Origin of the sequence: Phyllobacterium myrsinacearum, from assembly GCF_002980555.1 — a bacterium.
Taxonomy (GTDB): domain Bacteria; phylum Pseudomonadota; class Alphaproteobacteria; order Rhizobiales; family Rhizobiaceae; genus Phyllobacterium; species Phyllobacterium myrsinacearum.
The window spans coordinates 940348-962867 of the sequence record NZ_PVBT01000001.1; the positions used below are offsets into that span (position 1 = coordinate 940348).

Here is a 22520-nt window from a genome sequence, read left to right on the forward strand (position 1 = left end):
GTCGCCTCAGTCCTTTGTCAGCTGCAGCGGATTGCCGTCGCGTTTGCTGATGATCGTGTCGACAAGGCCCCAGTCGAGGCCTTCCTGCGCGGTCATGAAATGGTCGCGGTCGAGGGTTTTCTCGACCTCTTCCACGGTGCGGCCGCAGTGCTCGGCATAGAGCCGGGTCATGCGCTGCTTGACCACCGCCATTTCCTGCGCCTGAATGAAAATATCCGAAGCCTGGCCCTGAAAACCGCCGAGCGGCTGGTGCACATGCAGGCTCGAATTGGGCAGGGCGGCGCGGTGGCCGGGTTCGCCCGCCATCAGCAGGAACGATCCCATGGAGCGCGCCGTGCCCATGCACAGCGTGGCGACCGGGCAGGTGATGAACTGCATCGTGTCATAGATGGCAAGGCCCGAGGTGATGACGCCGCCGGGCGAGTTGATGTACATCGAGATCGGCTTTTTCGGGTTTTCGGATTCGAGGAACAGCAGCTGGGCGCAGATCAGCGCTGCCATGCCGTCTTCCACCTGACCGTTCAGGAAGACAATGCGCTCCCTGAGCAGACGCGAGTAAATATCGAACGACCGTTCGCCGCGGCTGGATTGTTCCACGACCATAGGGACGAGCTGCATCATGTCGCGCATGGCGAACACTCCTTCATCAGTTGTATTTCTGTGTGTTTAAGCGGCGAGGCGCATGGTCGTCGGCGGCGCATTGCCATTGGCGGCGGTGCGGCCCTGGGGCATCACCGCGACAACAGGCTCATGCACGATGCTGAAAATCGTACCGCCTGATCCATTGGGGTTAAGCCGGAAGGTGACGATGCTGTCAGCCACGGCATCATCCTTTTCGCGCATGGAATAGCGGACAAAGCGCTCCGCATCGGCTTCGATCACCTCAAGCGAAATGCGCGGTGGCTCCTGCGGCGCCTGCGGGTCGGGTAGCAGCCAGCGGGCGACGAATTCCGGCACGGTCAACGCGCGCCAGACTTTTGACGGTGCAGCATCCAGATCATATTCATAACGCAGTGCCGGGCCGGTCTCTGCCGTTTCGCTGGTCATTGATCCATTTCCTTCAAAAGCTGTTTCAATTCATCGACGCGCTGCGGCCAGAAGGCGCGGTAGCGGTGGAGCCATTGATGCAGTTGCGCAAGGCCATCGGGGTTGACCCGGTAATGAACGTGGCGGCCCGATTTCTGCTCGGCAACAAGGCCGGCGGAGCGCAGGACGGCCAGATGCTGCGACATCGCAGGCTGCGACAGGGAAAAACCCTCGCGCAGCTCGGTCGCATTCTTCTCGCCATCGGCCAGCCGTTCAAACACGGCGCGGCGGGTGGGGTCGGCAAGGGCCTTGAATATATCGACTTCGGACATGCCAATACATAAGCACAGACTTATGTGAGTCGCAAGTGTGATTTTACGAGAACTCTGCAAAGCAAAAACCCGGCCGTGGGACGGCCGGGTTTCATTGTATGGGCAGAGCGGATGAACGCTTCAGCTTGCCGGATGCTTCAAGCCTGCGACTGCTGGGCGAACGCGAAGATGAAGGCGGCGAGGGCGGCGAAATTCGCCACTGTCCGCACATGGTTCCACGGCAGCCAGCCATTCAGATAGGTTGTCCATGCACTCGCGCCTTCGGCGCTTGTCGGGCTGATTGCAGCCAGTGTGTCATTCAGCGGCACGTTGAACACCATGGTGACGATGATGGTGCCAACGAGGAAAAGCACGCTGCCCGCAAGCAGGGCGAGCGACCCGGATTCACCCCAGCGCATGACGCTGACCACGCCGAGGACGACACAGATCGCCGCCGTGCCGAAAAAGGCCAGGGAGAATGAGAAATTGAGGATCGTCACGTTGATCGAGTTCATCGCGGCGATACCCTGTTCGGCTGGCAGTTTTGCCAGCGCCGCCATGACGAAGCTTGAAAAGGCGAAGAACAACCCTGCCATCAGGCCGCTTCCCAGGGCGGCCAAAAGGGTGAGAATAGGTAGCCACATGTTACTGTCCCTCCGAAATACCGGACCAGACGCCGGTTGCTGCTGTTTCCTGAACGTAGTGCGAGAAGTCACGCGGGGCGCGGCCCAGCGCCCGTTGCACGCCATCGGCGAGATATTCGTTGCGCCCGTCAAGCACCTGGGTGAAGAGCTCATTGAGCAGGCCGACGATCTCGGGCGGAAGCTGTTCCTGGGCCAACCCCTGCGCGAACTGTTCCGGCGTGATCGTCACATAGCGAATATCGCGTTTGACGGCGCTGGCGATTTCTGCCGTGGCATCGGCAAAAGTCAAGAGACGCGGCCCGGTGACCTCATAGAGCTCACCGATATGGCGGTCATCGGTCAGCGCTGCCGCCACCACGTCGGCGATATCGTTGGCATCGATGAACGGCTCGCCCACATCGCCGACCGGCAGGGCGAGTTCACCGGCAAGGATGGAGGCCAGCATGACGTTTTCGCTGAAATTCTGGGCGAACCAGCTGGCGCGGACGATGGTCCAGTCGGCGCCGGACTGCTGAAATGCCGTTTCGGCACGCTGGGCCTCGTGCTCGCCGCGCCCCGACAGGAGCACGAGCCGCTTCACGCCATTGTCCACGGCAAGCCGCGCGAATGCCTCGACGGTCTGTGTGGCACCAGGAATGGCAATGTCCGGATAATAGGTGATGTAGGCGGCTTTGACGCCATCAAGCGCGGGAAGCCATGTGTTGCGGTCTTCCCAGTCAAAGGCCGGGTTGCCGCTGCGCGAACCGATGCGCACAGGCACATTCTGCGCGGCGAGCCGTTGCGCCACGCGGCGTCCGGTCTTGCCCGTACCGCCGACGATGAGAATGGGTTTTGCTGTCGATATGCTGTTGCTGCTGGTCATGATGATCTCCCTTGTGTAAATATGAGTAATCCTCACATTTGCAATATGTGATAAATCCTCATATTCTGCGAGTCAAGCGGAATTTGAGAACCCTGGAGATCCTGCCCATGAACGAGATTGCGTCTGTTGTGCCTGCCTCCGGCGACAGGGAAGCCACCATGCCGCGCAAGGAGCCGACGCAGCGGCGCAGCAAGGAGAGGGTGGAACGCATCCTGTCCTGTGCCTCGACGCTCATCGCCACGGGCGGCAGCGATGCCATGCGCATGAGCGACGTGGCGCAGATGGCGGAAATATCGATCGGGTCGCTCTACCAGTACTTTCCGGACAAGGGGTCGATCATCGGGACTCTGGCGGAAAGGTACAATGCACTGGGGCGCGAATGCATTGCGGACGCGCTGCAAAATGTGAGCGATATGAAGGGCTTGCAGACATCTTTTGCCGAATTGATCGATACGTATCACGCGATGTTTCTGGCGGAACCCGTCATGCGCGACATCTGGTCGGGAACGCAGGCGGACAAGGCGCTGCGCGATATCGATCTGCATGACAGCCGCCTGAATGGCGCCGTGCTTGCCGCGGCGCGTTTGCGCATCAACCCGGCGGCGGACAGGGCGCGGCTGGAAAGCTCGAGTTTCCTGATCATGCATCTGGGGCAGGCCACCATGCACCTTGCGATTTCCGTCGAGCGCGGGGAAGGCGATGCGCTGGTCGAGACGTTCAAGCGGATGGTGTTGCGGGAAATGCTGGCGGGTTAGAAAAGGCATTCATGCGCTAAGCCTTTGTCTGATTGTCACCCCCCTCTGGGCTGCCGCCCATCTCCCCCACAAGGGGGGAGATCACATTGGCATCAACGCCTTTGCGTTATCTTCAATGTTGAAGATTAGCTGAAACAGCAATGACAGCTGATCTCCCCCCTTGTGGGGGAGATGGGCGGCAGCCCAGAGGGGGGTAAAAAATAATTGGGGTGAAACTTATCCACGTTCTCCCAACCCAAGTTATCCTTCTCCTCGTCCTTTCCGGCGGGAATGCTTCCGGAAACTTTCGAAAGTCGGGAAAGGATCGGCGCTTCGGCCATGCAGGGAGGAAAACCTCGTGCGGCCGGGGAGGTTTGGCCCGGTGGTGGTACACCCGGCAAAAACCTCAAAAACGCCGGGGCGGGTGGTCCTTGGATCGCAAGCATCGCATATAGACTACCCCTAGACCCGCGTTCCAAGGACCGCCCGTCATTCTCCTCTTTCAACAGCCAGACGCATTTGCGGGCGTGGCAACGGGGAAGAGCGTTGCAGAACAATCATGCGCCACGCACTTGATATCCCTTGGCCTATCGAACCGCTGCTGAGAGTTCCTCGACCGTGCACAGCATCGCATCACCCATATAGGCAAGGTTGGCCATCGACCGCTCTGCCGCTTCCGCGTGGCCGCCGCCGCAGGCATCGGTCAGGACAACCGGAACAAAGCCAAGATCGGCGCCGTTGCGAACCGTCGGGTCGATACCGATCTCTGTCGCTATCCCGCAGATGATGAAACTCTTCAGACCGCAGTCGCGCATGGCGATCGCCAAAGGCGTGCCTTCGAACGCCGAGAAGGTGATCTTGTCGAGAATGGCTTCATCCTCGCGAACATCAAGTTCCGGCGCAAGCGCAAAACCGGGACTGTCGCGCAGGAACCACGGTTCGACATCGCTGGCGGATGTCTTGCGCTGCCAGGCCATCATCTGCTTGAATTGAAACACGCCGGCCATCTTTTTCGGCAGGGACATATGGCGCATGAAGAAGATGCGGATACCGGCGGAACGCGCGATCTCGAGGGTTTGCAGCACCTTGCCGAGAATGGCGCCGCCGTCCTGCATCTGCTGCAATATGCCGACCTGCATGTCATAAACGACCAGCGCCGTTGTCTCGGGCCTGACCATTTCGGCAAGAGTCTCAGGAATGGCGAGACCATTGATGTTCTGCATGGATATCCTCCGAATGTCTCCGGCGATCCTCTCCCGATCACCGCCAGCGAGAATCAACGGTAGCATTGCTGCGCCGGAAAAACAGGCCGAAGCGGCGCATTTGCGCAATCGCGCGGCCGCAAGATGGAGAAACACTTGCCTCAAGGGGCTGTTTCGACTAGCCAGTAGACAGACAAATTTAGCCAGGAATGACAGCCCAGCATGACTCTCGTTGATACCCGTACGCCCGAACCCAAGCGTTTCATTTCCGGTGCCACAGGCGACTGGGAAATTGTCGTCGGCATGGAAGTTCATGCGCAGGTCACATCCAATTCGAAGCTGTTCTCCGGTGCCTCGACAACGTTCGGTGCCGAACCCAACGAGAATGTGTCACTTGTCGATGCCGCCATGCCCGGCATGCTGCCCGTCATCAATGAATGGTGCGTGCGCCAGGCGATTCGGACCGGTCTTGGCCTGAAGGCACAGATCAACCTGAAATCGGTCTTCGACCGGAAGAACTATTTTTATCCGGATTTGCCGCAGGGTTACCAGATCTCGCAGTTCAAGCAGCCCATCGTCGGCGAAGGCACGATGCTCATTTCCGTCGGACCCGACAACAAGGGCCAGTTCGAAGATATCGAAATCGGCATCGAGCGTCTGCATCTGGAGCAGGACGCCGGCAAGTCCCTGCACGACCAGAACCCCACCATGTCCTATGTGGACCTGAACCGGTCCGGCGTGGCGCTGATGGAAATCGTCTCCAAGCCGGACATGCGCTCGGCCGACGAAGCCAAGGCATACCTGACCAAGATGCGCACCATCGTGCGCTATCTCGGCACCTGCGACGGCAATATGGATGAAGGCTCCATGCGCGCCGACGTCAACGTGTCCGTGCGCCGTCCCGGCGGTGCGTTCGGCACCCGGTGCGAAATCAAGAACGTCAACTCGATCCGCTTTGTCGGCCAGGCGATCGACTACGAAGCCCGCCGCCAGATCGCCATTCTCGAAGACGGCGGATCGATCGATCAGGAAACGCGCCTGTTCGATCCGGTGAAGGGCGAGACGCGCTCGATGCGCACCAAGGAAGAGGCGCATGACTACCGCTATTTCCCCGATCCTGACCTTCTGCCCCTCGAATTCGAGCAGGCCTATGTGGACGAGCTGCGCGCCGATCTGCCGGAACTGCCCGACGACAAGAAGGCGCGGCTTGTCTCGGCGCTGGGTCTGTCGGTCTATGACGCATCCATTCTGGTGACGGAAAAGGCAATTGCCGATTATTTCGAAGCCGTGGCTGAAGGGCGCGACGGCAAGCTTGCCGCCAACTGGGTGATCAACGATCTGCTCGGCGCGCTGAACAAGGCGGGCAAGGGCATCGAGGAATCCCCCGTATCGCCGGTCCAGCTTGGCGGTATTATCGATCTGATCCGGGAAGGCACGATTTCCGGCAAGATCGCCAAGGACCTGTTCGAGCTTGTCTGGAATGAGGGCGGCGATCCGCGGGCGCTGGTTGAAGAGCGCGGCATGAAGCAGGTAACCGACACCGGCGCCATCGAGAAAGCTGTCGATGATGTCATTGCCGCGAATCCTGATAAGGTCGAGCAGGCGAAGGCAAAGCCCACCATGGCCGGCTGGTTTGTCGGGCAGGTGATGAAGTCCACTGGTGGCAAGGCAAATCCGCAGGCTGTCAGCGATCTGGTCAAGGCAAAACTCGGGATTGTCGATTAAAGCATGTGGATTCGAAGCGCGACGAAGGACGATCTGGCAACTGTCCGTGAATTGCTCGTAGCGACCTGGCACGCCACCTATGACGATGTTTATGGCGTCGAGAAGGTCAATGCGGTCACCAATCGCTACCACTCGCTGGACGCCTTGAAAAAGCAGCTGGCCAAGCCCTATTCCGAGTTCATTCTCGCCGATGACGGCGCCGATCTCTATGGCATGGCCTATGCCTCGCAGAAGGACCACAAGCTGGCACTGCTCAACCAGCTCTACGTGCATCCGGAAAAGCAGAGCAACGGCGTAGGGTCGCTGCTTCTGGCGGAAGTGGAAAGCGCGTTTCCCGGCGTCTTCATGCTGCAGCTCGAAGTGATCGAAGCGAACCACAAGGCCCGGCGCTTCTATGAAAGCCGGGGCTTTGACCTGACCGGTGCGCGGACCGACAATTGGGGAGAGGCCAATTCCGGTATTTCCGTTCTGGTCATGGAAAAATCCCTGTCCGGATATGAGCTTGCACCGTGACCTCAGCCGCTGAACCTGTTTTCCGCCGGGCTGAACGCGCTGATTTGCCGGCGCTGATTGCGCTTTTTGCCGCCGATGCCCTGGGCGGGCACGGCGATACCGTCCATCCGGATGCGTTTGCGCGCTATGAGCGGGCCTTCGAGCGGATCGAGGCGAGCGCCAACGATATCCTTCTGGTGGGCGTCTTCGGCGGTGAGGTGGTTGCCACGGCGCAGGTCACCTTCACAACCTCGCTTCCCAGCCGCGGCCGGACCAACATGACGATTGAAGCCGTGCAGACGCGCGACGACATGCGCGGCCAGGGCATCGGCGCCAAGCTGATCCATCATTGCATTGCGCTCGGCAGGGAACGCGGCGCGGGGCTGATCCAGCTCATGTCGAACGCCAAGCGCGCGGATGCGCACCGTTTCTACGAAAGGCTGGGGTTCAAGAAGAGCCATGCCGGTTTCAAAATGGTTCTGGAAGCCCTGCCAGCGGCAACTTGACCCTTGCTATCGCCCGGTGATACGGCCATAACCCGAAGAGTTGAACGACAGAGTTCGAAGCAGGATTGCAATGAAGACCTTCCTTTTACAGTTTTTCACCTGGTGGAACAGTCAGACGATCGGTACACGCGTCTTTACCTGGCGCAAGGGTACGAAAGTCGGTGAGGACGAGTTCGGCAATGTCTATTATGAAGGCACGCAGGACTCCGAAGGCCGCACGCGCCGCTGGGTGATCTACAAGGGCTATGCGGAAGCGTCGGCCATTCCTGCTGGCTGGCACGGCTGGATTCATCATCGCGCCGAAACACCGCCATCGCGTGAAAACTACAAGGCGCATGCTTGGGAAAAGACCCATCAGCCGAACCTGACGGGTTCCGCTGCCGCCTACCGTCCGAAGGGTTCCATTGCCCATGGCGACAATCGTCCTGTTGTGACGGGCGATTACGATGCGTGGACACCGGGATCCTGAGCGGATTTTCTTCTGCCACAATTGGCGATTATCGACGGGCTGGTATGAAACCGTCCCGTCAGCCTGAACACAGCCGGAATTGAAATGATCCGTCCCAGCATGTCCTTTCTGTTCCAGAGCAAAGCCCGTCTTCTCGCAGCCGGTCTGATGGCCGCCGGCCTTTGCGCACCGGCACATGCCGCCGACGACAAGATTTCCAATCCGATCGCTGTTTTTTCCGGGCTCGACAAGATCACCGGACGAATCACCTCGTTTGACGTCTATATCGATGAGACGGTTCAGTTCGGCGCGCTGCAGCTGACGCCGCGCGTATGCTATACGCGTCCGGATACGGAAACGCCGAAAACCGATACATTTGTCGAAGTGGACGAGATTACCCTCGACCGTAAGATCCGCAAGATTTTCTCCGGCTGGATGTTTGCCGACAGCCCCGGTCTCAATGCCGTCGAGCATCCCGTGTATGACGTCTGGCTCAAAGGCTGTAAACAGTCCTCGGATGTTCCCGCACCAGCCAAAAGCTGATCGATCCCGGCACTGGAGCACCGGGATCTGGCTATCCCGCCCAATTACATCGGCTTGGCGTGGTTGATGATCCAGGGCGTGCCAAACCGGTCTACGAGCATGGCAAAGCGTGTGGCCCAGGAAGTCTCGCCTATTGGCATGGTAACGTTGCCGCCATCGCTCAACGCGGCAAAAATCCTGTCGGCCTCGGCAGCGCTATCGACATGCAGGGAAACGTGCATGCCCTGCGGCTTTTCGAAATAGGACGGCGGTGCGTCGGCCCCCATCAGTTCGTTTTCGCCGACGGTCATGTGGGCATGGATGATCAGATGCTCCGATCCGACCATTTGAGCGCCTTCGGGCATGTCAGCGAAACGGGCCATGTATTCGATCTTGCCGTTCAGGACCTTCTCGTAGAATTTGAATGCTTCTTCGCATTGTCCGTTGAAACTGAGATAAGCATTGATTTTCATAACAGTTCTCCTCGCATGGATTGGGCTCTTCCCGTCCAAGGACGTATGGAAAGATTGCAACCCGACACTGTTCATCAGAAAATTATTCGGCCGGTCTGCTCCCGTCGACAGCACGGCCAAGGGCACAATACTACAGATTCACGCGAGGACTATGACGTTTCAGAACTCTGCTGACTGTGCCAGGGCATTGTCGAGCATCTTCTGGTACTGCCGACGGGGAACTTCAACGGCGCCGAAGCTTTCCAGATGGGTGGTGGTGAACTGGGTGTCGAGCAGGGTAAAACCCTTTTCGATCAAATGGCTGACGAGGTGAACAAGACAGACTTTTGAGGCATCGCGCTGGCGCGAGAACATGCTTTCGCCGAAGAAGGCCGATCCCAGCGAGATGCCGTAGAGGCCGCCGACAAGCCGGTCCTCCTGCCACGCCTCGACCGTATGGCAATGGCCAAGGGCAAAGAGCTTGCCATAGGCTTCGCGGATGGGCTGATTGATCCAGGTGCGCGCACGCTCGCCGCTGCCGCTGGCGCAGCCGTCGATCACACCGGCAAAGTCCGTATCGAAACGGATGGCAAAGCGGCCCTGGCGGATGGTTTTGCGCAGGCTGTGCGAAACGTGAAAATTCTCGAAGGGAATGATGCCGCGCCGTTCCGGACGAACCCAGAAGATTTCCGGGTTGTCGGCCTCTTCGGCCATGGGAAAGACCCCGGTTGCATAGGCGCGCAGCAGCAACTCGGGGTCGATTTTGAAGCTCTCTGCCGGGTCCTTGCCCGTCATGCCTCTTCTTCGGCGGTCGCGGGATCGCCGGCCAGATATTTTTCGAGCCAATGGATATCGTAATCGCCATTGGCGATATCAGGATTGTTGATCAGGTCCTGAAACAGCGGCAGCGTCGTCTTGATGCCATCCACCACGAATTCATCCAGTGCCCGGCGCAGACGCATCAGGCATTCCACGCGGTTGCGGCCATGCACGATCAGCTTGCCGATGAGGCTGTCGTAATAGGGCGGAATCTTGTAGCCGGTGTAGACTCCGGAATCGACGCGGATGCCGAGCCCGCCGGGTGTGTGGTAGTGGGTGATCTTGCCGGGCGAGGGCGCAAAGGTGCGGGGATCTTCCGCATTGATGCGGCACTCGATGGCATGGCCAAGGAAGCGGATGTCGTCCTGGGTGACGGAGAGACCGCCGCCGGAAGCAACACGGATCTGCTCGTGCACGAGATCGATGCCGGTGATGGCTTCGGTGACCGGATGCTCCACCTGCAGACGGGTGTTCATCTCGATGAAATAGAACTCGCCGTTCTCGTAGAGGAATTCGATCGTACCGGCGCCGCGATAGCCCATATCGGCCATGGCGTTGGCGCAGATCATGCCGATGCGGTCGCGCGCATCCGCATTGAGCGCCGGGGAATTGGCTTCCTCCCAGACCTTCTGGTGGCGGCGCTGCAGCGAGCAGTCGCGTTCGCCCAGATGCACGGCCTTGCCCATGCCGTCGCCCATCACCTGAACTTCGATGTGGCGCGGCTTCTGCAGGTATTTTTCGATGTAGACCGCGTCGTCGCCGAAGGCTGCACCGGCTTCCGAACGGGCCGTCGACAGGGCAACGGAAAGCTCGTCTTCGCTCAGCGCCACCTTCATGCCGCGTCCGCCGCCACCGGCCGAAGCCTTGATGATGACGGGATAGCCGATCTCGGCAGCAATGCGCGCGGCTTCCTTGTCATCGGTCACGCCGCCGTCGGAACCGGGGACGACCGGAATGCCGAGGCGTTTGGCCGTGCGCTTGGCTTCGATCTTGTCGCCCATGATGCGGATATGCGCCGCGGTGGGGCCGATGAAGGTGATGCCATGCGCTTCGAGGATTTCCGCGAATTTTGCGTTTTCCGAGAGGAAGCCGTAGCCGGGGTGAATGGCATCGGCACCGGTGATTTCGCAGGCGGCAACGATCTGGTGAATATTCAGATAGCTTTCGCGCGAAGGGGGCGGTCCAATGCAGACGCTTTCATCCGCCAGGCGGACATGCATGGCGTCGGCGTCGGCGGTCGAATGGACCGCGACAGTCTGAATGCCGAGCTCCTTGCAGGCGCGCAGGACGCGCAGGGCAATTTCGCCGCGGTTGGCTATGAGAATTTTCTGAAACATCACGCTCTCGATTTATTCGATCACAACTAGCAATTCGCCGTACTCGACCGGCTGGCTGTCCTCGATGAGAATGGCCGTGACTGTGCCGGCGCGCGGCGATGGAATCTGGTTCATCGTCTTCATGGCCTCGATGATCATCAGCGTCTGGCCTTCCTTGACCTTCGAGCCAACCTCGATGAAGGCGCGGGCGCCGGGTGCCGGCGAGAGGTAGGCGGTGCCGACCATCGGCGAGGGCACTGCATTCTTTGAGGTATCACCGGCCGGCTTGGCCGCCTCGGCGGGCGCAGCGCCTGCGGCGGGAGCGGCAATGGCGGCGGGCGCCTGCGCATAGACAGCCTGCGGTGCCGCCGCCTGCATCGTGATCTGCCGCGATACGCGGATACGCAGATCGCCCTGTTCGATCTCGATGTCGGTGAGATCCGTCTCGTTCAGAATTTCTGCGAGATCACGGATCATGACCTTGTCGATCCCGGTGTTTCTGCTAGCCATGCTTTTTCAAGCCCCTTATTTCTGTTCGGCAACCCTTGTTATTGCGGTGCCGCTGCTTTGACGAGTGCGCGCAAGCCCATCACATAGCCATCCACTCCGAAGCCACATATCACCCCTTTGGCCAAAGGGGAAACGTAGGAGTGATGGCGGAATGACTCGCGCGCGTGAATATTGGACAGATGAACTTCCACCAGCGTGACGGCAGCCGCGCGAATGGCATCATGCAATGCGATTGACGTATGCGTATAGGCGGCCGGATTGATCAGAACAGCGGCGTTTTTCTCGCCTGCCTCCTGAATCCACGAGACCAGATCACCCTCATGATTGGACTGGCGGAATTCGATCCCGGCGCCAAGTTTTTCGGCCTCGGCACGGCAGAGGGCTTCGATGTCGCTCAATGTGGAAGCACCATAGATCCCCGGCTCACGCTTTCCCAGCATGTTCAGGTTCGGGCCATTGAGGACAAAAATCAGCTGTTTCATACCATACCGGACAGATTGACGGGTTTCGGAACCCGATGACGGGTCCCATATAGAGCAATGAATAGCCAAATGGAACTAGCTGTGTTTCCCGGATGGCGAAGCAATCCACAAGGAAGGTAGCAGGTCCGATGTTTATCCACCGGACGAAACTGCCTGACAAAGCGGGTGTTCGCCAGCCGGAAATTCACGCGATTGCCTGTCCGCAAATGGTTTCCGCAGTCATTGGCATGAATGCAGCATTATTTGTTGCGAATATGGCTGATTTTTTCCGCCAGCGCATCGGCACCGAGGGCACCGGGAACCACCTCATTGCCGATGACGTAGGACGGCGTGCCATTGATGTTCAGGGCATTGGCGAGATCGTAATTCTGCTGGAAGGCCTGGGCGATGTCGGGCGACTTCATCTTCTCGCGGATCGCCTTCTCGTTTCCGCCAAGCTTGACGGCAATCTGCATGGCCGCGTCTTCCGTGGCGCGGCCGTCACGGCCGAGGAGATCGCGGTGGAATTCCAGGTATTTTTCCGGCATCAAAGCCTTGAATGCCTTGGCGACGATGTGGGCCTTGGTGGAATCAGGCCCGAGGATCGGGAATTCCTTCATCACGAAGCGCAGCTTCGGGTCGCTCTTGAGCAGGGCGTCCATGTCGGGCAGGGCACGCTTGCAATAGCCGCAATTGTAATCGAAGAACTCGACGACGGTGACATCACCCTTGGGATTGCCGAAGACCGCATCGAGCGGCGAGTTGAACAGCTTGTCGCGGTTCTGGCTGATGACCTGGCCCTGTGCCTGCTGCTGCGAGGCTTCCTGCTTGGCGCTGAGCGCCGCCTGCGCTTCGAGCAGCACTTCCGGATTTTTGATCAGGTAATCCTTGATGATGGCTTCCACTTCCGCACGGTTGACGGTCGAGGACATGGCGGGCTGCGGCGTTGCAGCCGTGCTGGTCTGTGCCATGACAGCCTGTTGGCTGAAACCGAGTGCAGCCAGGACCGCGAGGCCTGCGGATGCACTTACCAGAGCGACTTTTTTCATAACGTCATGTCCTTGTTTGTATCGGTGTCGGCAAAAAGCAGGATGATCCTGCTCAATTGCGCTTGGAATTGATGATGTCCTGGGCGCGAACCCAGTCCGGTGATCCCTTGGCAAGGGCGCGCTGGGCCCTTATGGCGAAGATTTGCGCGTCCTGGATCTTGCCGGAATAGTATTTCTCCTCGGCCGCGGCGAGGTCCGAACGCGGCCCGTCGCCAAGCTGGCCATAGGCCTGCGCCAGATAGCCATACCCGTCGGGGAATTCGCGGTCCCGGTCGATCCCGGCCTGGATTTCCTTGATCGAAGCCTTCAGGTTGGCGGGCGTGCCGCTCAGCATCAGCGCGCGGCCATAGGCCATGCGGATGAGGCTCGATTTGCGTGGATCGAGCGTACCGGCCTTCTTGTAGGCCGCCGCCGCCTCCATGACCTTGTTCTGCTTCAGGAGGATTTCACCGCGCATTTCCTGAAAGTAGGGATTTTTTGGCTGCTCGCGGATGAGCGCATCGATTTTCCCGAGTGCTTCCTGTGACGAGCCGTTGAGGTAGGTGGCAATGGCGCTGCCATAGCGGGCGCCGATATTGTTCGGGTCCTTGCGGAAGTTCTGCAGCACGCTGGCGCCGCCGCCGGTATAGGCGGCGATCTTGCCGCGCATCAGGTCGTGACGCTGCTGCAGCGCGGGGCTGTCCGCCTTGTCGAAATAGGGACTGGCGCGGGCGAGCGTTTCCAGATTGGCGATGCGCTCGCGCGGCATGGGATGGCTGATGCGGTAGGGATCGGTGCGCGTGCCGCTGAGCGACAGGGCGTTGGAGAAACGCTCGAATGTCGTCAGCATGCCTTTTGCCGATTGTCCGGTGTTGGCGAGATAGGTGATTGCCGAGCGGTCAGCCGCCATTTCTTCCGTGCGCTGATAGCTGAGCAGGCTGCGCATGGCGATCTCCGTGCCGCCCATGGCCACGCCGGTCCCGGCCTGGGCCACGCCGCTTTGCTTTGTCGCTGCGCCCGCAACGGCGGCGCCAAGGCCAAGCAGCCCGGCAACGACCGCCATCGTCTTGGCGCGCGACATCTGCTCGCGCAGCTGGAACTGGTGCCCGCCGGCCAGATGCCCGGTTTCATGGGCGAGAACGCCGATGATCTCATTGGGTGTCTCGGCCTGCAGCAGGGCGCCGGTGTTGATGAAAATGCGCCGTCCGTCCACAAACGCATTGAAACTGCTGTTGTTGACGAGAACGATGCGGATGGCATGCTTGCCAAGGCCCGCCGTGTTGATGATCGGCGTGGCGTAGTCGGTCACCAGCGCTTCGATTTCGGCATCCCGGACAATGGGAAGGTTGGATTGCGCCGCAGCAATGCCCGTCTGGACCAGGCTGACAGCGCCCGCAACGAGGGCCGCGACCGTGCTGCGCGCCATGGCAGTGAACGATTGACGGGAAATGATCTGTCGAACTGTCATCATGGCTTATACGTATCGAAGTCGGACTTTGAAGGAAAGAGAAGCAGACCGTGTTCTCTTTTTTGTGAGATGGCGGATTATTCCGGCAAATCTGAGGCCTGGACCCTGTCCTGCTTAGGGAAAAGGCGGGTCCTGATAAAGAAGAACCGGCAAAGATGCCGGTTCTCCAGTTCAGTTATCCACGCGTTTCTGGCTCTCAGAAGAAACCCTTCTTCTGCCACCAGCCGCGCTTGGGAGCGGCTTCGCCGTCCTTCTTGTCCTTGGCTGTGGTCGAGGTGACGACCGGGGTGCTGTTGTCCGCTTTCGCCGGTTCGGCCTGCGCAGGCGCAGCGGGTTCCGGTTCGATTTCTGCTGGAGCGGCAGCCGGTGCTTCCGCTTCGACCTCTGGTGCCGGCTCGGCAACCGTTTCCCCGGCAACGGCCTTCTTCGCGGTCTTGCGCGGTGCGCGTTTCGGCTTGGCCGGTGCTTCGGCTACAGCTTCGGCGGGCGCAGTCTCAACGGCCGCTTCCGCGACCGGTTCGGCTGCAGCCTTGGCACGCGGCTTGCGGCGGGAAGGCTTTTTGGCCGGGACTTCCTCGGCAACCGCCGGTTCCGCATCCGCAACGGCTTCAACCACCGTGCTTTCAACGACAACCGTCTCTTCAACCGCAGCCGCCGGCTTGCTGAAATCGGGCAGAGGGATGGTTACGAAGACCGGTTCGGCATCGGGCACGGATTTGGCTGCGATCTCCTGATCGTCGCCATCTTCCGGACGCCGGTTCTTGCGTCCGCCGCGACGGCCGCGCCGGCGCTTCTTGCGGCGTTCATTCTCTTCCTCGCGGGCTTTGGTTGCCGCGGCATCCTCGCCCTCGACAGCCGGAACATCCGCATCGTCGCCATCGGTGTCGCCGCGCACGGCCTGGCCAGGTTCACCGGCTGCCGCTTCCTGACGGTCACGGCCGCCGCGCCGCCGCCGCTTGCGCCGGCGTTTGCGCGACGATTCGTCGTGATCGCCCGAACGGGCGGCGTCACCCGGCTGGGCTTCGCTGTCGGCGTCTTCGTCGATCTCCTCGATCACCGGATCGCTCTCGTCAAAGTCGTCGGCAAGGCCAAGCGCCGGTGTTTCGCTGAGCGGAACGACCGGGCCAACCGCAATGGAGCCCTTGTCGATGGCAAAATGCTGCGCACCCACGCTGTCATCGGCCTCGATGCTGATCGTCAGGCCGAAACGGGCCTCCAGATCGGCAAGGTTCTGACGCTTGTGGTTGAGCACATACAGCGCCGTTGCAACCGTGGTGCGAACGATGATGTTGTTCTGCGAATGGCGCAGCAGGTATTCTTCGATCGAGCGCATGACATGCAGCGCGATGGAGGAGGCGGAGCGCACATGGCCGGTGCCGCCGCAATGCGAGCAGATCTGCGTGGTGCTTTCCAGCACGCTGGCGCGGATGCGCTGGCGCGACATTTCAAGCAGGCCGAAGTGCGAAATGCGGCCGACCTGGATGCGGGCGCGATCGTCCTTCAGGCAATCCTTCAGGCGCTTTTCCACCGCACGGTTGTTGCGGTTTTCTTCCATGTCGATGAAGTCGATGACGATCAGACCGGCAAGATCGCGCAACCGCAACTGGCGCGCGACTTCATCTGCCGCTTCAAGATTCGTCTGCAAGGCCGTGTCTTCAATCGAATGTTCGCGCGTTGACCGCCCGGAGTTGACGTCGATTGCAACCAGCGCTTCCGTCTGGTTGATGATGATGTAACCGCCGGATTTCAGCGTCACCTGCGGTTGCAGCATGCGGTCGAGCTGCGCTTCGATGCCGTTGCGGGCAAAGATCGGCGTCAGCTCGCGATAGGGCTGCACCACCTTGGCATGGCTCGGCATGAGCATGCGCATGAAGTCCTTGGCCTCGCGATAACCGTTTTCACCGGCCACGAGAATTTCCGTGATGTCCTTGTTGTAGAGATCGCGGATGGAGCGCTTGATCAGGCTGCCTTCCTCATAGACGAGGGTCGGCGCGCTGGAGGCGAGGGTGAGGCTGCGGACATTTTCCCACAGGCGCATCAGATATTCGTAGTCGCGCTTCACTTCCGGCTTGGTGCGCATTGCACCGGCCGTGCGCAGGATCACACCCATGCCCTTGGGCACTTCGAGGTCCTTGACGATATCCTTCAGGCGCTTGCGGTCCTGAATGCTGGTGATCTTGCGCGAAATGCCGCCGCCGCGTGCGGTGTTCGGCATCAGAACCGAATAACGGCCGGCGAGCGAGAGATATGTGGTCAGGGCTGCGCCCTTGTTGCCGCGTTCTTCCTTGACGACCTGAACCAGCAGGATCTGCCGGCGCTTGATCACGTCCTGGATGTTGTACTGGCGGCGCTGGAAGCGTTGATGCGTCGGAACTTCTTCCATGGCATCTTCGGCGCCGATGGAATCGACTTCGTCAAGCTCGTCGTGCGGCTCTTCCTTGTCGTCCTGCGAACGGCGTTTCGACCGGCGCGGCTGGTGGTCACCGTCGTCAGCCTTTTCAGCGGCATCATTGGCAGCGTCAACCGCATCGTCGGCATCAACGATAACGGCTTCGGAAATAACATCGGCGTCGATGGCGGCAGCGAGCGTCTGTCCGCCATTGTTTTCGGAGGACGGATTTTCATCCGATGCAGCCTGCTCCGATGATTCATGGCTGTCGCCGGCATCATCCGCGGCGGCGTTTTCATCATCTGCCGATTCGAGCTTGACCGATTCGTCGCCCTGGCGCGTACCGCGGCGGCTGCGGCGGCGATTGCGTTGTCCGCGATCATTGCGATCACGGGCGCGCTGTTCACCGGCTGCTTCCTCGTGGTCTTCGTCCTGGCTGGCTGCCTCGGCTTCCGCCTCGATCAGAGCCTGACGATCCGCCATTGGAATCTGGTAATAGTCAGGATGGATTTCGCTGAAGGCGAGAAAGCCATGGCGATTGCCGCCATATTCAACGAAAGCTGCCTGAAGCGATGGTTCTACACGTGTGACACGCGCGAGATAGATATTGCCTTTGATCTGTTTCTTGTGTTCCGACTCAAAGTCAAATTCTTCAATCCGGTTGCCGCGAACCACGACAACGCGCGTTTCCTCCTGGTGGGAGGCGTCGATTAGCATTTTGTCCGACATTATAATTCTTCTCCCCGGCTGAAACGCTCAAAACGCGGGACAACCGGGACGCCCAAAGGGGTGCCGGAGCCGCGTTTTCACATTTGCCGGATATATTAAGGTTCGCAGAAACAGACAGACACGGCATCACGCGGCGTTGCTTTTCAGCACCCGCGGCGTTCAAGCCGGTAATAGTCACGTCTGTATCAAACATTTCTGTTCCTGACGAAACGACCTCTACGAATGGCATGCTTTGAAGCATTGCCGACCCGTTACTGCGCCGTGCGTCTTTTCGGACGCACAGAGACGCAGTAACACCTAAGATTGCGCATAATCCTTATCCAAAAATCGAAAATGATTTCTGGGGTTATGCGGTAACACCCTCGAAAGGGCTGGCTCGACGCGCCTTGTCTGCGCCATCTGCCGTTCACACAAAGCGCAGCCGACATTCCCTGTCTGCTCACGCCAAATTCTTTTCCGGTTACCACAGCGATGCTTCGCTTCTGCCACTCCGTGTCTCTGCCTTCAGTGCCAGCCGGCCAATGGCCGTGACATAGCGAGCATGATTCCGGATGGCGGAAAGTAACCCACCTTTGCTTTTAGGAGGTGTGTCGCGTTATGACAAGGCCTTCTTCATAATCGTGTCATCGGTATGGCACAGAAGTGGCGGTCGCGATGGCGGGGGAATAGCGGGGATAGGCGGTTAATAAGACTAAATTAACCACGACGGGTTACTCATCATTCACATATAATGTGGCTCCGTCTGATACGAAATAGCACCAGAGGGGATGATTGCCCGGCACATGCCGGCGTCCATCTGCAATGACATGAATGTGATCTGCCGGTTTTTGGTAACAGTCTTTCTGGCTTCGGTTGCTGTCATGCAGTCGAACCAGGGCGTCTTTGCGGCCAATGATCTGGCGGCGCTGACCTATCAGGCGGCGGGCGACGAGCTGCGAACCCGCGTCGTCATCAATTTCGACCATGAACCTGAAGTGTCGACGCTGCTGCTGGGCGAGCCGCATCGCCTGGTGATCGATCTGCCGAAAACGGTCTTTGCCTTTGACAAGAAGTCGGTCGAACCGCGCGGCCTGATCGACAATGTGCGCTACGGGATGATCAGCGATGCGCGTTCGCGGCTGATCTTCACGGTCAAGGGGCCGTTCCGTGTCGAGCGCATCGATGTTCTCAAGAATGACAACAGCCCGGGCTATCGTCTCGTTGCCGATCTCGTTGCCTCGTCGGACCGGCAATTTGCCGAAGCGCTCAAAAACCAGAATGCCACCACAGCGTCGACGCAGGTTGGTGCCAAGGGCGACCGTCTTGCCAGTACGGCGGCAGAAGAAGTCGGCAAGGCGCCGAAGCCGTTCACCGTCGTCGTGGATGCAGGGCATGGCGGCATAGACAGCGGCGCCGAAAGCACCGGCGGCATCATGGAAAAGGACGTCACCCTGATGTTCGCACGCGAGCTGCGCGACCAGCTGCGCAAAATTCCCGGCCTGCGGATCGAGATGACCCGTGACAGCGATGAATTCCTGCGCCTGACGGAGCGCGTGCGCATTGCCCGGCAATACGAAGCTGATCTGTTCATCTCGGTGCACGCCGACACGATCAACCAGCGCAACATCCGCGGGGCAACGGTCTATACGGTTTCAGACAAGGCATCCGATGCCGCATCGCGGGCCATGGCCGACCGCGAAAACAAGGCCGATGCGGTTGCCGGTGTCGCCTTTGACAACGAGACGCCGGAGATTGCCGATATTCTCATGGATCTGACCCGGCGCGAGACGCATACATTTTCGCTCAGTTTCGCCAAGGGGGTGGTGCGGGCGCTCAAGGGCGACGTGAACATGATCAACAATCCGCATCGCTTTGCCGGATTCCAGGTGCTGCGCGCGCCTGACGTGCCGTCCGTGCTGGTTGAAATCGGCTATCTGTCGAATGATGAAGACGCAAAACTGATGCTTGACCCGGCATGGCGGACCCATGTGGCTGAGCGGCTTGCTGCAGCCGTGGGCGAATTTTCAGGAAAAAAGACAGCGGGCGCATCGAATTGACAGTTTCCGACAGCGTTCATGCAACGATTGACCACAACGCAGTTTGCCGGGCCTAATATACTTGTGCGTGCGTTGCCGAAACTCCACAATTGGTATTTAAATTGTGCGCAGAACCGGGTTGTCCTTGCCTTTGTCACATTTGTCGCTCAATTGCGTCACTGAAATTGCCGGGCGTTGTGTAATCCGGTTGAGTGCCGGGAAAACCACGTCCCGGCGTGCAATTTGCATTGACCAAGATCGTGCATCGACTATCGACATGCCAAATGGATGAAACGGGTTCCGGATACAAATGATACGCTTGATCGGATATTTTTTCGGAATCGGTACCGTCGTCGCGTTGCTGGCCGCAGGCGGCGCAGCGCTCTATGTGGTCAAGGTATCCAAAGACCTGCCTGATTATGAAGTTCTGGCCAAGTACGAGCCGCCTGTCATGACGCGCATTCACGCGTCCGATGGAGCGCTGATGGCCGAATTCGCCAGGCAGCGCCGGCTTTATCTGCCGATCCAGGCCATTCCGGACCGGGTGAAGGCGGCATTCGTGTCGGCGGAAGACAAGAATTTCTATCAGCATCCCGGCATCGACATCAGCGGCCTTGCCCGCGCGATCATCGTCAACGTGCAGAACTGGGGCTCGCGTCGCCCGGTCGGCGCCTCCACCATCACCCAGCAGGTGGCGAAGAATTTCCTTCTGTCGTCCGACCAGACGATGGGCCGCAAGGTGAAGGAGGCAATCCTGTCCTTCCGCATCGAGCAGGCCTATTCGAAGGACCGTATTCTCGAACTCTATCTCAACGAAATCTTTTTCGGTCTGAATTCCTACGGTATCGCCGGTGCGGCACTGACCTATTACAACAAGTCGGTCAACGAGCTTACCATCGCCGAGGCGGCCTATCTGGCTGCGCTGCCCAAGGGACCGTCCAACTATCATCCTTTCCGCCAGACGGAGCGGGCGCTCGAACGCCGCAACTGGGTGATCGACCGCATGGCCGAGAACGGCTACATCACAACGGACGAAGCCAAGACAGCCAAGACCGAACCGCTGGGCGTAACCCCGCGCCATACTGGCAACTACCTGTTCGCCTCTGAATATTTCACGGAAGAAGTCCGCCGCCAGATCATCGGCAAGTATGGTGAAAACGCGCTCTACGAGGGCGGGTTGTCGGTGCGGACGACGCTCGACCCGAAGATGCAGGTGCAGGCCCGCGCCGCCCTGCAGCACGGGCTGTTCAAATATGACGAGGCCAAGGGGTATCGCGGCCCGTACAAGACGATTTCCACCATCGGCGACTGGGGTATTCCTTTGGCCGAGATCAAGGCATTCTCCGACGTTCCGGACTGGCAGCTCGCGGTTATCCTCGAGGTGACGCCAACCCAGGCTGTCATCGGTCTGCAGCCCGAGCGCAACGATGCCAATGGTCTGGTTGCCGAGCGCAAGAAGGGCACGATTGCCGCCGCCGACATCAAATGGGCGTTCCGTTTGCTCAAGGCCGGCAAAGCCAGCTCGGTAAAGTCGCTTGACGGCGTGTTCAAGCCCGGCGACGTGGTGTTCGTGCAGAAGAAGGAAGGCAGCGATACGGCCTACGACCTGCATCAGATACCGGGAATCGAAGGCGCAATGGTTGCCATGGACCCGCATACGGGCCGTGTGCTGGCGATGGTCGGCGGCTTCTCCTTTGCCGAATCGGAATTCAACCGCGCCACGCAGGCGATGCGGCAGCCGGGTTCGTCGTTCAAGCCGTTCGTCTATTCGGCCGCGCTGGACAATGGCTATACCCCGGCATCGGTGGTGCTCGATGGCCCGATCTCGATCGATCAGGGCGGCAGTCTCGGCGTCTGGGCGCCGAAGAACTATGGCGGCAACTTTGCCGGTCCGTCCACCCTGCGCTACGGCATCGAGCAGTCGCGCAACCTGATGACGGTGCGCCTGGCGCAGGACATGGGCATGAAGCTGGTTGCCGAATATGCCGAACGCTTCGGCATCTATGACAAGATGCTGCCGGTTCTGGCCATGGCGCTCGGATCGGGTGAAACCACGGTCATGCGCATGGTGACGGGCTATTCGATCATCGCCAATGGCGGACGCAAGATCACGCCATCGATCATCGACCGCGTGCAGGACCGGTATGGCAAGACCATCTTCAAGCACGATGAACGCAAATGCGACAACTGCACCGCCGAGGACTGGAAGAACCAGCCGGAGCCGGAGCTGGTCGACGACCGCGATCAGGTGCTCGATCCGATGACCGCCTATCAGATCACGTCGATGATGGAAGGCGTCATCCAGCGCGGTACGGCAACCATCCTGAAGAGCCTCAACCGTCCGATCGCCGGCAAGACCGGTACGACGAACGACGAAAAGGACGCCTGGTTCATCGGCTTCACGCCGGACCTCGTTGTTGGCCTCTATATGGGTTATGACACCCCGACGCCGATGGGTCACGGCGGCACCGGCGGCGGCCTTGCCACCCCGGTCTTCAAGGATTTCATGGACGCTGCCATGAAGGGCCAGCGTTCGGTTGATTTCCGCGTGCCGGAAGGCATGACGGTTGTGGCGATCGACCGCAAGACCGGCATGCGCGCCACCGAAGGCCAGCCCAATGTGATCATGGAAGCCTTCAAGCCGGGCACGGGTCCTGCGGACAGCTATTCCGTCATCGGAGCCAATTCCTTCTCCGAAGGCGCGCCTGTCGAGGTGCAGTCCCCGAACGTCAACAGGGTCATTCAGGGCGGCGGCGGCGGACTTTTCTGACCGCCGGGACCGGTGAATTTTCGTAAAGTCTGAAGACTTTACATCGCGCGGACCAGTGAATATGGTCCGCCGCAATTGGAAAACAATGCAA

22 protein-coding genes are annotated in these 22520 nt (G+C 59.6%); 8 read left to right on the top strand and 14 right to left on the bottom strand.

Annotation, left to right across the window (positions count from 1 at the left end):
* Positions 1–6 precede the first annotated feature (6 nt).
* From C5750_RS04490 to C5750_RS04510, 5 genes are all read right to left on the bottom strand, one after another.
* A complete protein-coding gene (locus tag C5750_RS04490; protein WP_105732626.1) occupies positions 7–630 on the bottom strand; it encodes an ATP-dependent Clp protease proteolytic subunit in 624 nt (207 codons plus the stop codon).
* 36 nt (positions 631–666) lie between these two features.
* Positions 667–1047 carry an SRPBCC family protein gene (locus C5750_RS04495; RefSeq protein WP_105732627.1) on the bottom strand — a complete coding sequence of 127 codons (381 nt, stop codon included), beginning with the start codon at positions 1045–1047 and terminating at the stop codon, positions 667–669.
* Positions 1044–1358: an ArsR/SmtB family transcription factor gene (locus C5750_RS04500; RefSeq protein WP_105732628.1), complete on the bottom strand. Its 315-nt coding sequence runs from the start codon at positions 1356–1358 to the stop codon at positions 1044–1046. The genes C5750_RS04495 and C5750_RS04500 overlap by 4 nt, the downstream gene beginning before the upstream one ends.
* Before the next feature lie 137 nt (positions 1359–1495).
* Positions 1496–1981 (bottom strand): anthrone oxygenase family protein, encoded by a 486-nt coding sequence (locus C5750_RS04505; protein WP_105732629.1) that lies wholly within the window; start codon positions 1979–1981, stop codon positions 1496–1498.
* Position 1982: 1 nt separating this feature from the next.
* Positions 1983–2843: an NAD(P)H-binding protein gene (locus tag C5750_RS04510; RefSeq protein WP_105732630.1), complete on the bottom strand. Its 861-nt coding sequence runs from the start codon at positions 2841–2843 to the stop codon at positions 1983–1985.
* A 107-nt stretch (positions 2844–2950) separates the two neighbouring features.
* Here C5750_RS04510 and C5750_RS04515 point away from each other — a divergent pair, with 107 nt between their 5' ends.
* A complete protein-coding gene (locus C5750_RS04515) occupies positions 2951–3598 on the top strand; it encodes a TetR/AcrR family transcriptional regulator (protein ID WP_105732631.1) in 648 nt (215 codons plus the stop codon).
* Between the two features lie 566 nt (positions 3599–4164).
* Here the strand turns inward: C5750_RS04515 and C5750_RS04520 are convergent.
* Positions 4165–4800, bottom strand: a complete 636-nt coding sequence (locus tag C5750_RS04520) for a cysteine hydrolase family protein (RefSeq protein WP_245420976.1) — start codon at positions 4798–4800, stop codon at positions 4165–4167.
* A 201-nt stretch (positions 4801–5001) separates the two neighbouring features.
* On the opposite strand from C5750_RS04520, the gene gatB reads away from it, so the two are divergent.
* The 5 genes from gatB (at position 5002) to C5750_RS04545 (ending at position 8493) form a co-directional block, all read left to right on the top strand.
* The gene (gene gatB, locus C5750_RS04525) at positions 5002–6504 is read left to right on the top strand and encodes an Asp-tRNA(Asn)/Glu-tRNA(Gln) amidotransferase subunit GatB (protein ID WP_105732632.1); all 1503 of its coding nucleotides are present in this window, start codon (positions 5002–5004) and stop codon (positions 6502–6504) included.
* A 3-nt stretch (positions 6505–6507) separates the two neighbouring features.
* Positions 6508–7017, top strand: a complete 510-nt coding sequence (locus tag C5750_RS04530) for a GNAT family N-acetyltransferase (RefSeq protein WP_105732633.1) — start codon at positions 6508–6510, stop codon at positions 7015–7017.
* Positions 7014–7502 (top strand): GNAT family N-acetyltransferase, encoded by a 489-nt coding sequence (locus C5750_RS04535; RefSeq protein WP_105732634.1) that lies wholly within the window; start codon positions 7014–7016, stop codon positions 7500–7502. The genes C5750_RS04530 and C5750_RS04535 overlap by 4 nt, the downstream gene beginning before the upstream one ends.
* Before the next feature lie 70 nt (positions 7503–7572).
* Positions 7573–7971 (top strand): NADH:ubiquinone oxidoreductase subunit NDUFA12, encoded by a 399-nt coding sequence (locus C5750_RS04540; protein WP_105732635.1) that lies wholly within the window; start codon positions 7573–7575, stop codon positions 7969–7971.
* Positions 7972–8070: 99 nt separating this feature from the next.
* Positions 8071–8493 carry a DUF2155 domain-containing protein gene (locus C5750_RS04545; protein ID WP_105733111.1) on the top strand — a complete coding sequence of 141 codons (423 nt, stop codon included), beginning with the start codon at positions 8071–8073 and terminating at the stop codon, positions 8491–8493.
* 44 nt (positions 8494–8537) lie between these two features.
* Here the strand turns inward: C5750_RS04545 and C5750_RS04550 are convergent, their stop codons facing one another.
* From C5750_RS04550 to C5750_RS04580, 8 genes are all read right to left on the bottom strand, one after another.
* Entirely contained in the window at positions 8538–8945 is a 408-nt protein-coding gene (locus C5750_RS04550; protein ID WP_105732636.1) for a VOC family protein, read from the bottom strand.
* Between the two features lie 159 nt (positions 8946–9104).
* A complete protein-coding gene (aat, locus tag C5750_RS04555) occupies positions 9105–9719 on the bottom strand; it encodes a leucyl/phenylalanyl-tRNA--protein transferase (protein ID WP_105732637.1) in 615 nt (204 codons plus the stop codon).
* Complete coding sequence (gene accC, locus C5750_RS04560; RefSeq protein WP_114949233.1) at positions 9716–11080, bottom strand: acetyl-CoA carboxylase biotin carboxylase subunit; 1365 nt, start codon at positions 11078–11080, stop codon at positions 9716–9718. The genes aat and accC overlap by 4 nt, the downstream gene beginning before the upstream one ends.
* A 12-nt stretch (positions 11081–11092) precedes the next feature.
* The gene (gene accB / locus C5750_RS26735; RefSeq protein ID WP_114949232.1) at positions 11093–11569 is read right to left on the bottom strand and encodes an acetyl-CoA carboxylase biotin carboxyl carrier protein; all 477 of its coding nucleotides are present in this window, start codon (positions 11567–11569) and stop codon (positions 11093–11095) included.
* Positions 11570–11607: 38 nt separating this feature from the next.
* The gene (aroQ, locus tag C5750_RS04565; protein WP_105732638.1) at positions 11608–12051 is read right to left on the bottom strand and encodes a type II 3-dehydroquinate dehydratase; all 444 of its coding nucleotides are present in this window, start codon (positions 12049–12051) and stop codon (positions 11608–11610) included.
* Positions 12052–12290: 239 nt separating this feature from the next.
* The gene (locus tag C5750_RS04570) at positions 12291–13079 is read right to left on the bottom strand and encodes a DsbA family protein (RefSeq protein WP_105732639.1); all 789 of its coding nucleotides are present in this window, start codon (positions 13077–13079) and stop codon (positions 12291–12293) included.
* A gap of 52 nt (positions 13080–13131) precedes the next feature.
* Entirely contained in the window at positions 13132–14526 is a 1395-nt protein-coding gene (locus C5750_RS04575) for a M48 family metalloprotease (protein ID WP_425350422.1), read from the bottom strand.
* 196 nt (positions 14527–14722) lie between these two features.
* A complete protein-coding gene (locus C5750_RS04580) occupies positions 14723–17644 on the bottom strand; it encodes an Rne/Rng family ribonuclease (protein WP_105732641.1) in 2922 nt (973 codons plus the stop codon).
* A 782-nt stretch (positions 17645–18426) separates the two neighbouring features.
* Here C5750_RS04580 and C5750_RS04585 point away from each other — a divergent pair.
* Complete coding sequence (locus tag C5750_RS04585; protein ID WP_245420978.1) at positions 18427–19680, top strand: N-acetylmuramoyl-L-alanine amidase; 1254 nt, start codon at positions 18427–18429, stop codon at positions 19678–19680.
* 289 nt (positions 19681–19969) lie between these two features.
* Entirely contained in the window at positions 19970–22429 is a 2460-nt protein-coding gene (locus C5750_RS04590) for a penicillin-binding protein 1A (RefSeq protein WP_105732642.1), read from the top strand.
* Positions 22430–22520: the final 91 nt, after the last annotated feature.

What these genes read in the sequence shown, in the direction of transcription:
- C5750_RS04490 (WP_105732626.1), bottom strand. Translation starts at nt 630, where the DNA reads ATGCGCGACATGATGCAGCTCGTCCCTATGGTCGTGGAACAATCCAGC.
- C5750_RS04495 (WP_105732627.1), bottom strand. Translation starts at nt 1,047, where the DNA reads ATGACCAGCGAAACGGCAGAGACCGGCCCGGCACTGCGTTATGAATAT.
- C5750_RS04500 (WP_105732628.1), bottom strand. Translation starts at nt 1,358, where the DNA reads ATGTCCGAAGTCGATATATTCAAGGCCCTTGCCGACCCCACCCGCCGC.
- C5750_RS04505 (WP_105732629.1), bottom strand. Translation starts at nt 1,981, where the DNA reads ATGTGGCTACCTATTCTCACCCTTTTGGCCGCCCTGGGAAGCGGCCTG.
- C5750_RS04510 (WP_105732630.1), bottom strand. Translation starts at nt 2,843, where the DNA reads ATGACCAGCAGCAACAGCATATCGACAGCAAAACCCATTCTCATCGTC.
- C5750_RS04515 (WP_105732631.1), top strand. Translation starts at nt 2,951, where the DNA reads ATGAACGAGATTGCGTCTGTTGTGCCTGCCTCCGGCGACAGGGAAGCC.
- C5750_RS04520 (WP_245420976.1), bottom strand. Translation starts at nt 4,800, where the DNA reads ATGCAGAACATCAATGGTCTCGCCATTCCTGAGACTCTTGCCGAAATG.
- gatB (WP_105732632.1), top strand. Translation starts at nt 5,002, where the DNA reads ATGACTCTCGTTGATACCCGTACGCCCGAACCCAAGCGTTTCATTTCC.
- C5750_RS04530 (WP_105732633.1), top strand. Translation starts at nt 6,508, where the DNA reads ATGTGGATTCGAAGCGCGACGAAGGACGATCTGGCAACTGTCCGTGAA.
- C5750_RS04540 (WP_105732635.1), top strand. Translation starts at nt 7,573, where the DNA reads ATGAAGACCTTCCTTTTACAGTTTTTCACCTGGTGGAACAGTCAGACG.
- C5750_RS04545 (WP_105733111.1), top strand. Translation starts at nt 8,071, where the DNA reads ATGTCCTTTCTGTTCCAGAGCAAAGCCCGTCTTCTCGCAGCCGGTCTG.
- C5750_RS04550 (WP_105732636.1), bottom strand. Translation starts at nt 8,945, where the DNA reads ATGAAAATCAATGCTTATCTCAGTTTCAACGGACAATGCGAAGAAGCA.
- aat (WP_105732637.1), bottom strand. Translation starts at nt 9,719, where the DNA reads ATGACGGGCAAGGACCCGGCAGAGAGCTTCAAAATCGACCCCGAGTTG.
- accC (WP_114949233.1), bottom strand. Translation starts at nt 11,080, where the DNA reads ATGTTTCAGAAAATTCTCATAGCCAACCGCGGCGAAATTGCCCTGCGC.
- accB (WP_114949232.1), bottom strand. Translation starts at nt 11,569, where the DNA reads ATGGCTAGCAGAAACACCGGGATCGACAAGGTCATGATCCGTGATCTC.
- aroQ (WP_105732638.1), bottom strand. Translation starts at nt 12,051, where the DNA reads ATGAAACAGCTGATTTTTGTCCTCAATGGCCCGAACCTGAACATGCTG.
- C5750_RS04570 (WP_105732639.1), bottom strand. Translation starts at nt 13,079, where the DNA reads ATGAAAAAAGTCGCTCTGGTAAGTGCATCCGCAGGCCTCGCGGTCCTG.
- C5750_RS04575 (WP_425350422.1), bottom strand. Translation starts at nt 14,526, where the DNA reads ATGACAGTTCGACAGATCATTTCCCGTCAATCGTTCACTGCCATGGCG.
- C5750_RS04580 (WP_105732641.1), bottom strand. Translation starts at nt 17,644, where the DNA reads ATGTCGGACAAAATGCTAATCGACGCCTCCCACCAGGAGGAAACGCGC.
- C5750_RS04585 (WP_245420978.1), top strand. Translation starts at nt 18,427, where the DNA reads ATGCCGGCGTCCATCTGCAATGACATGAATGTGATCTGCCGGTTTTTG.
- C5750_RS04590 (WP_105732642.1), top strand. Translation starts at nt 19,970, where the DNA reads ATGATACGCTTGATCGGATATTTTTTCGGAATCGGTACCGTCGTCGCG.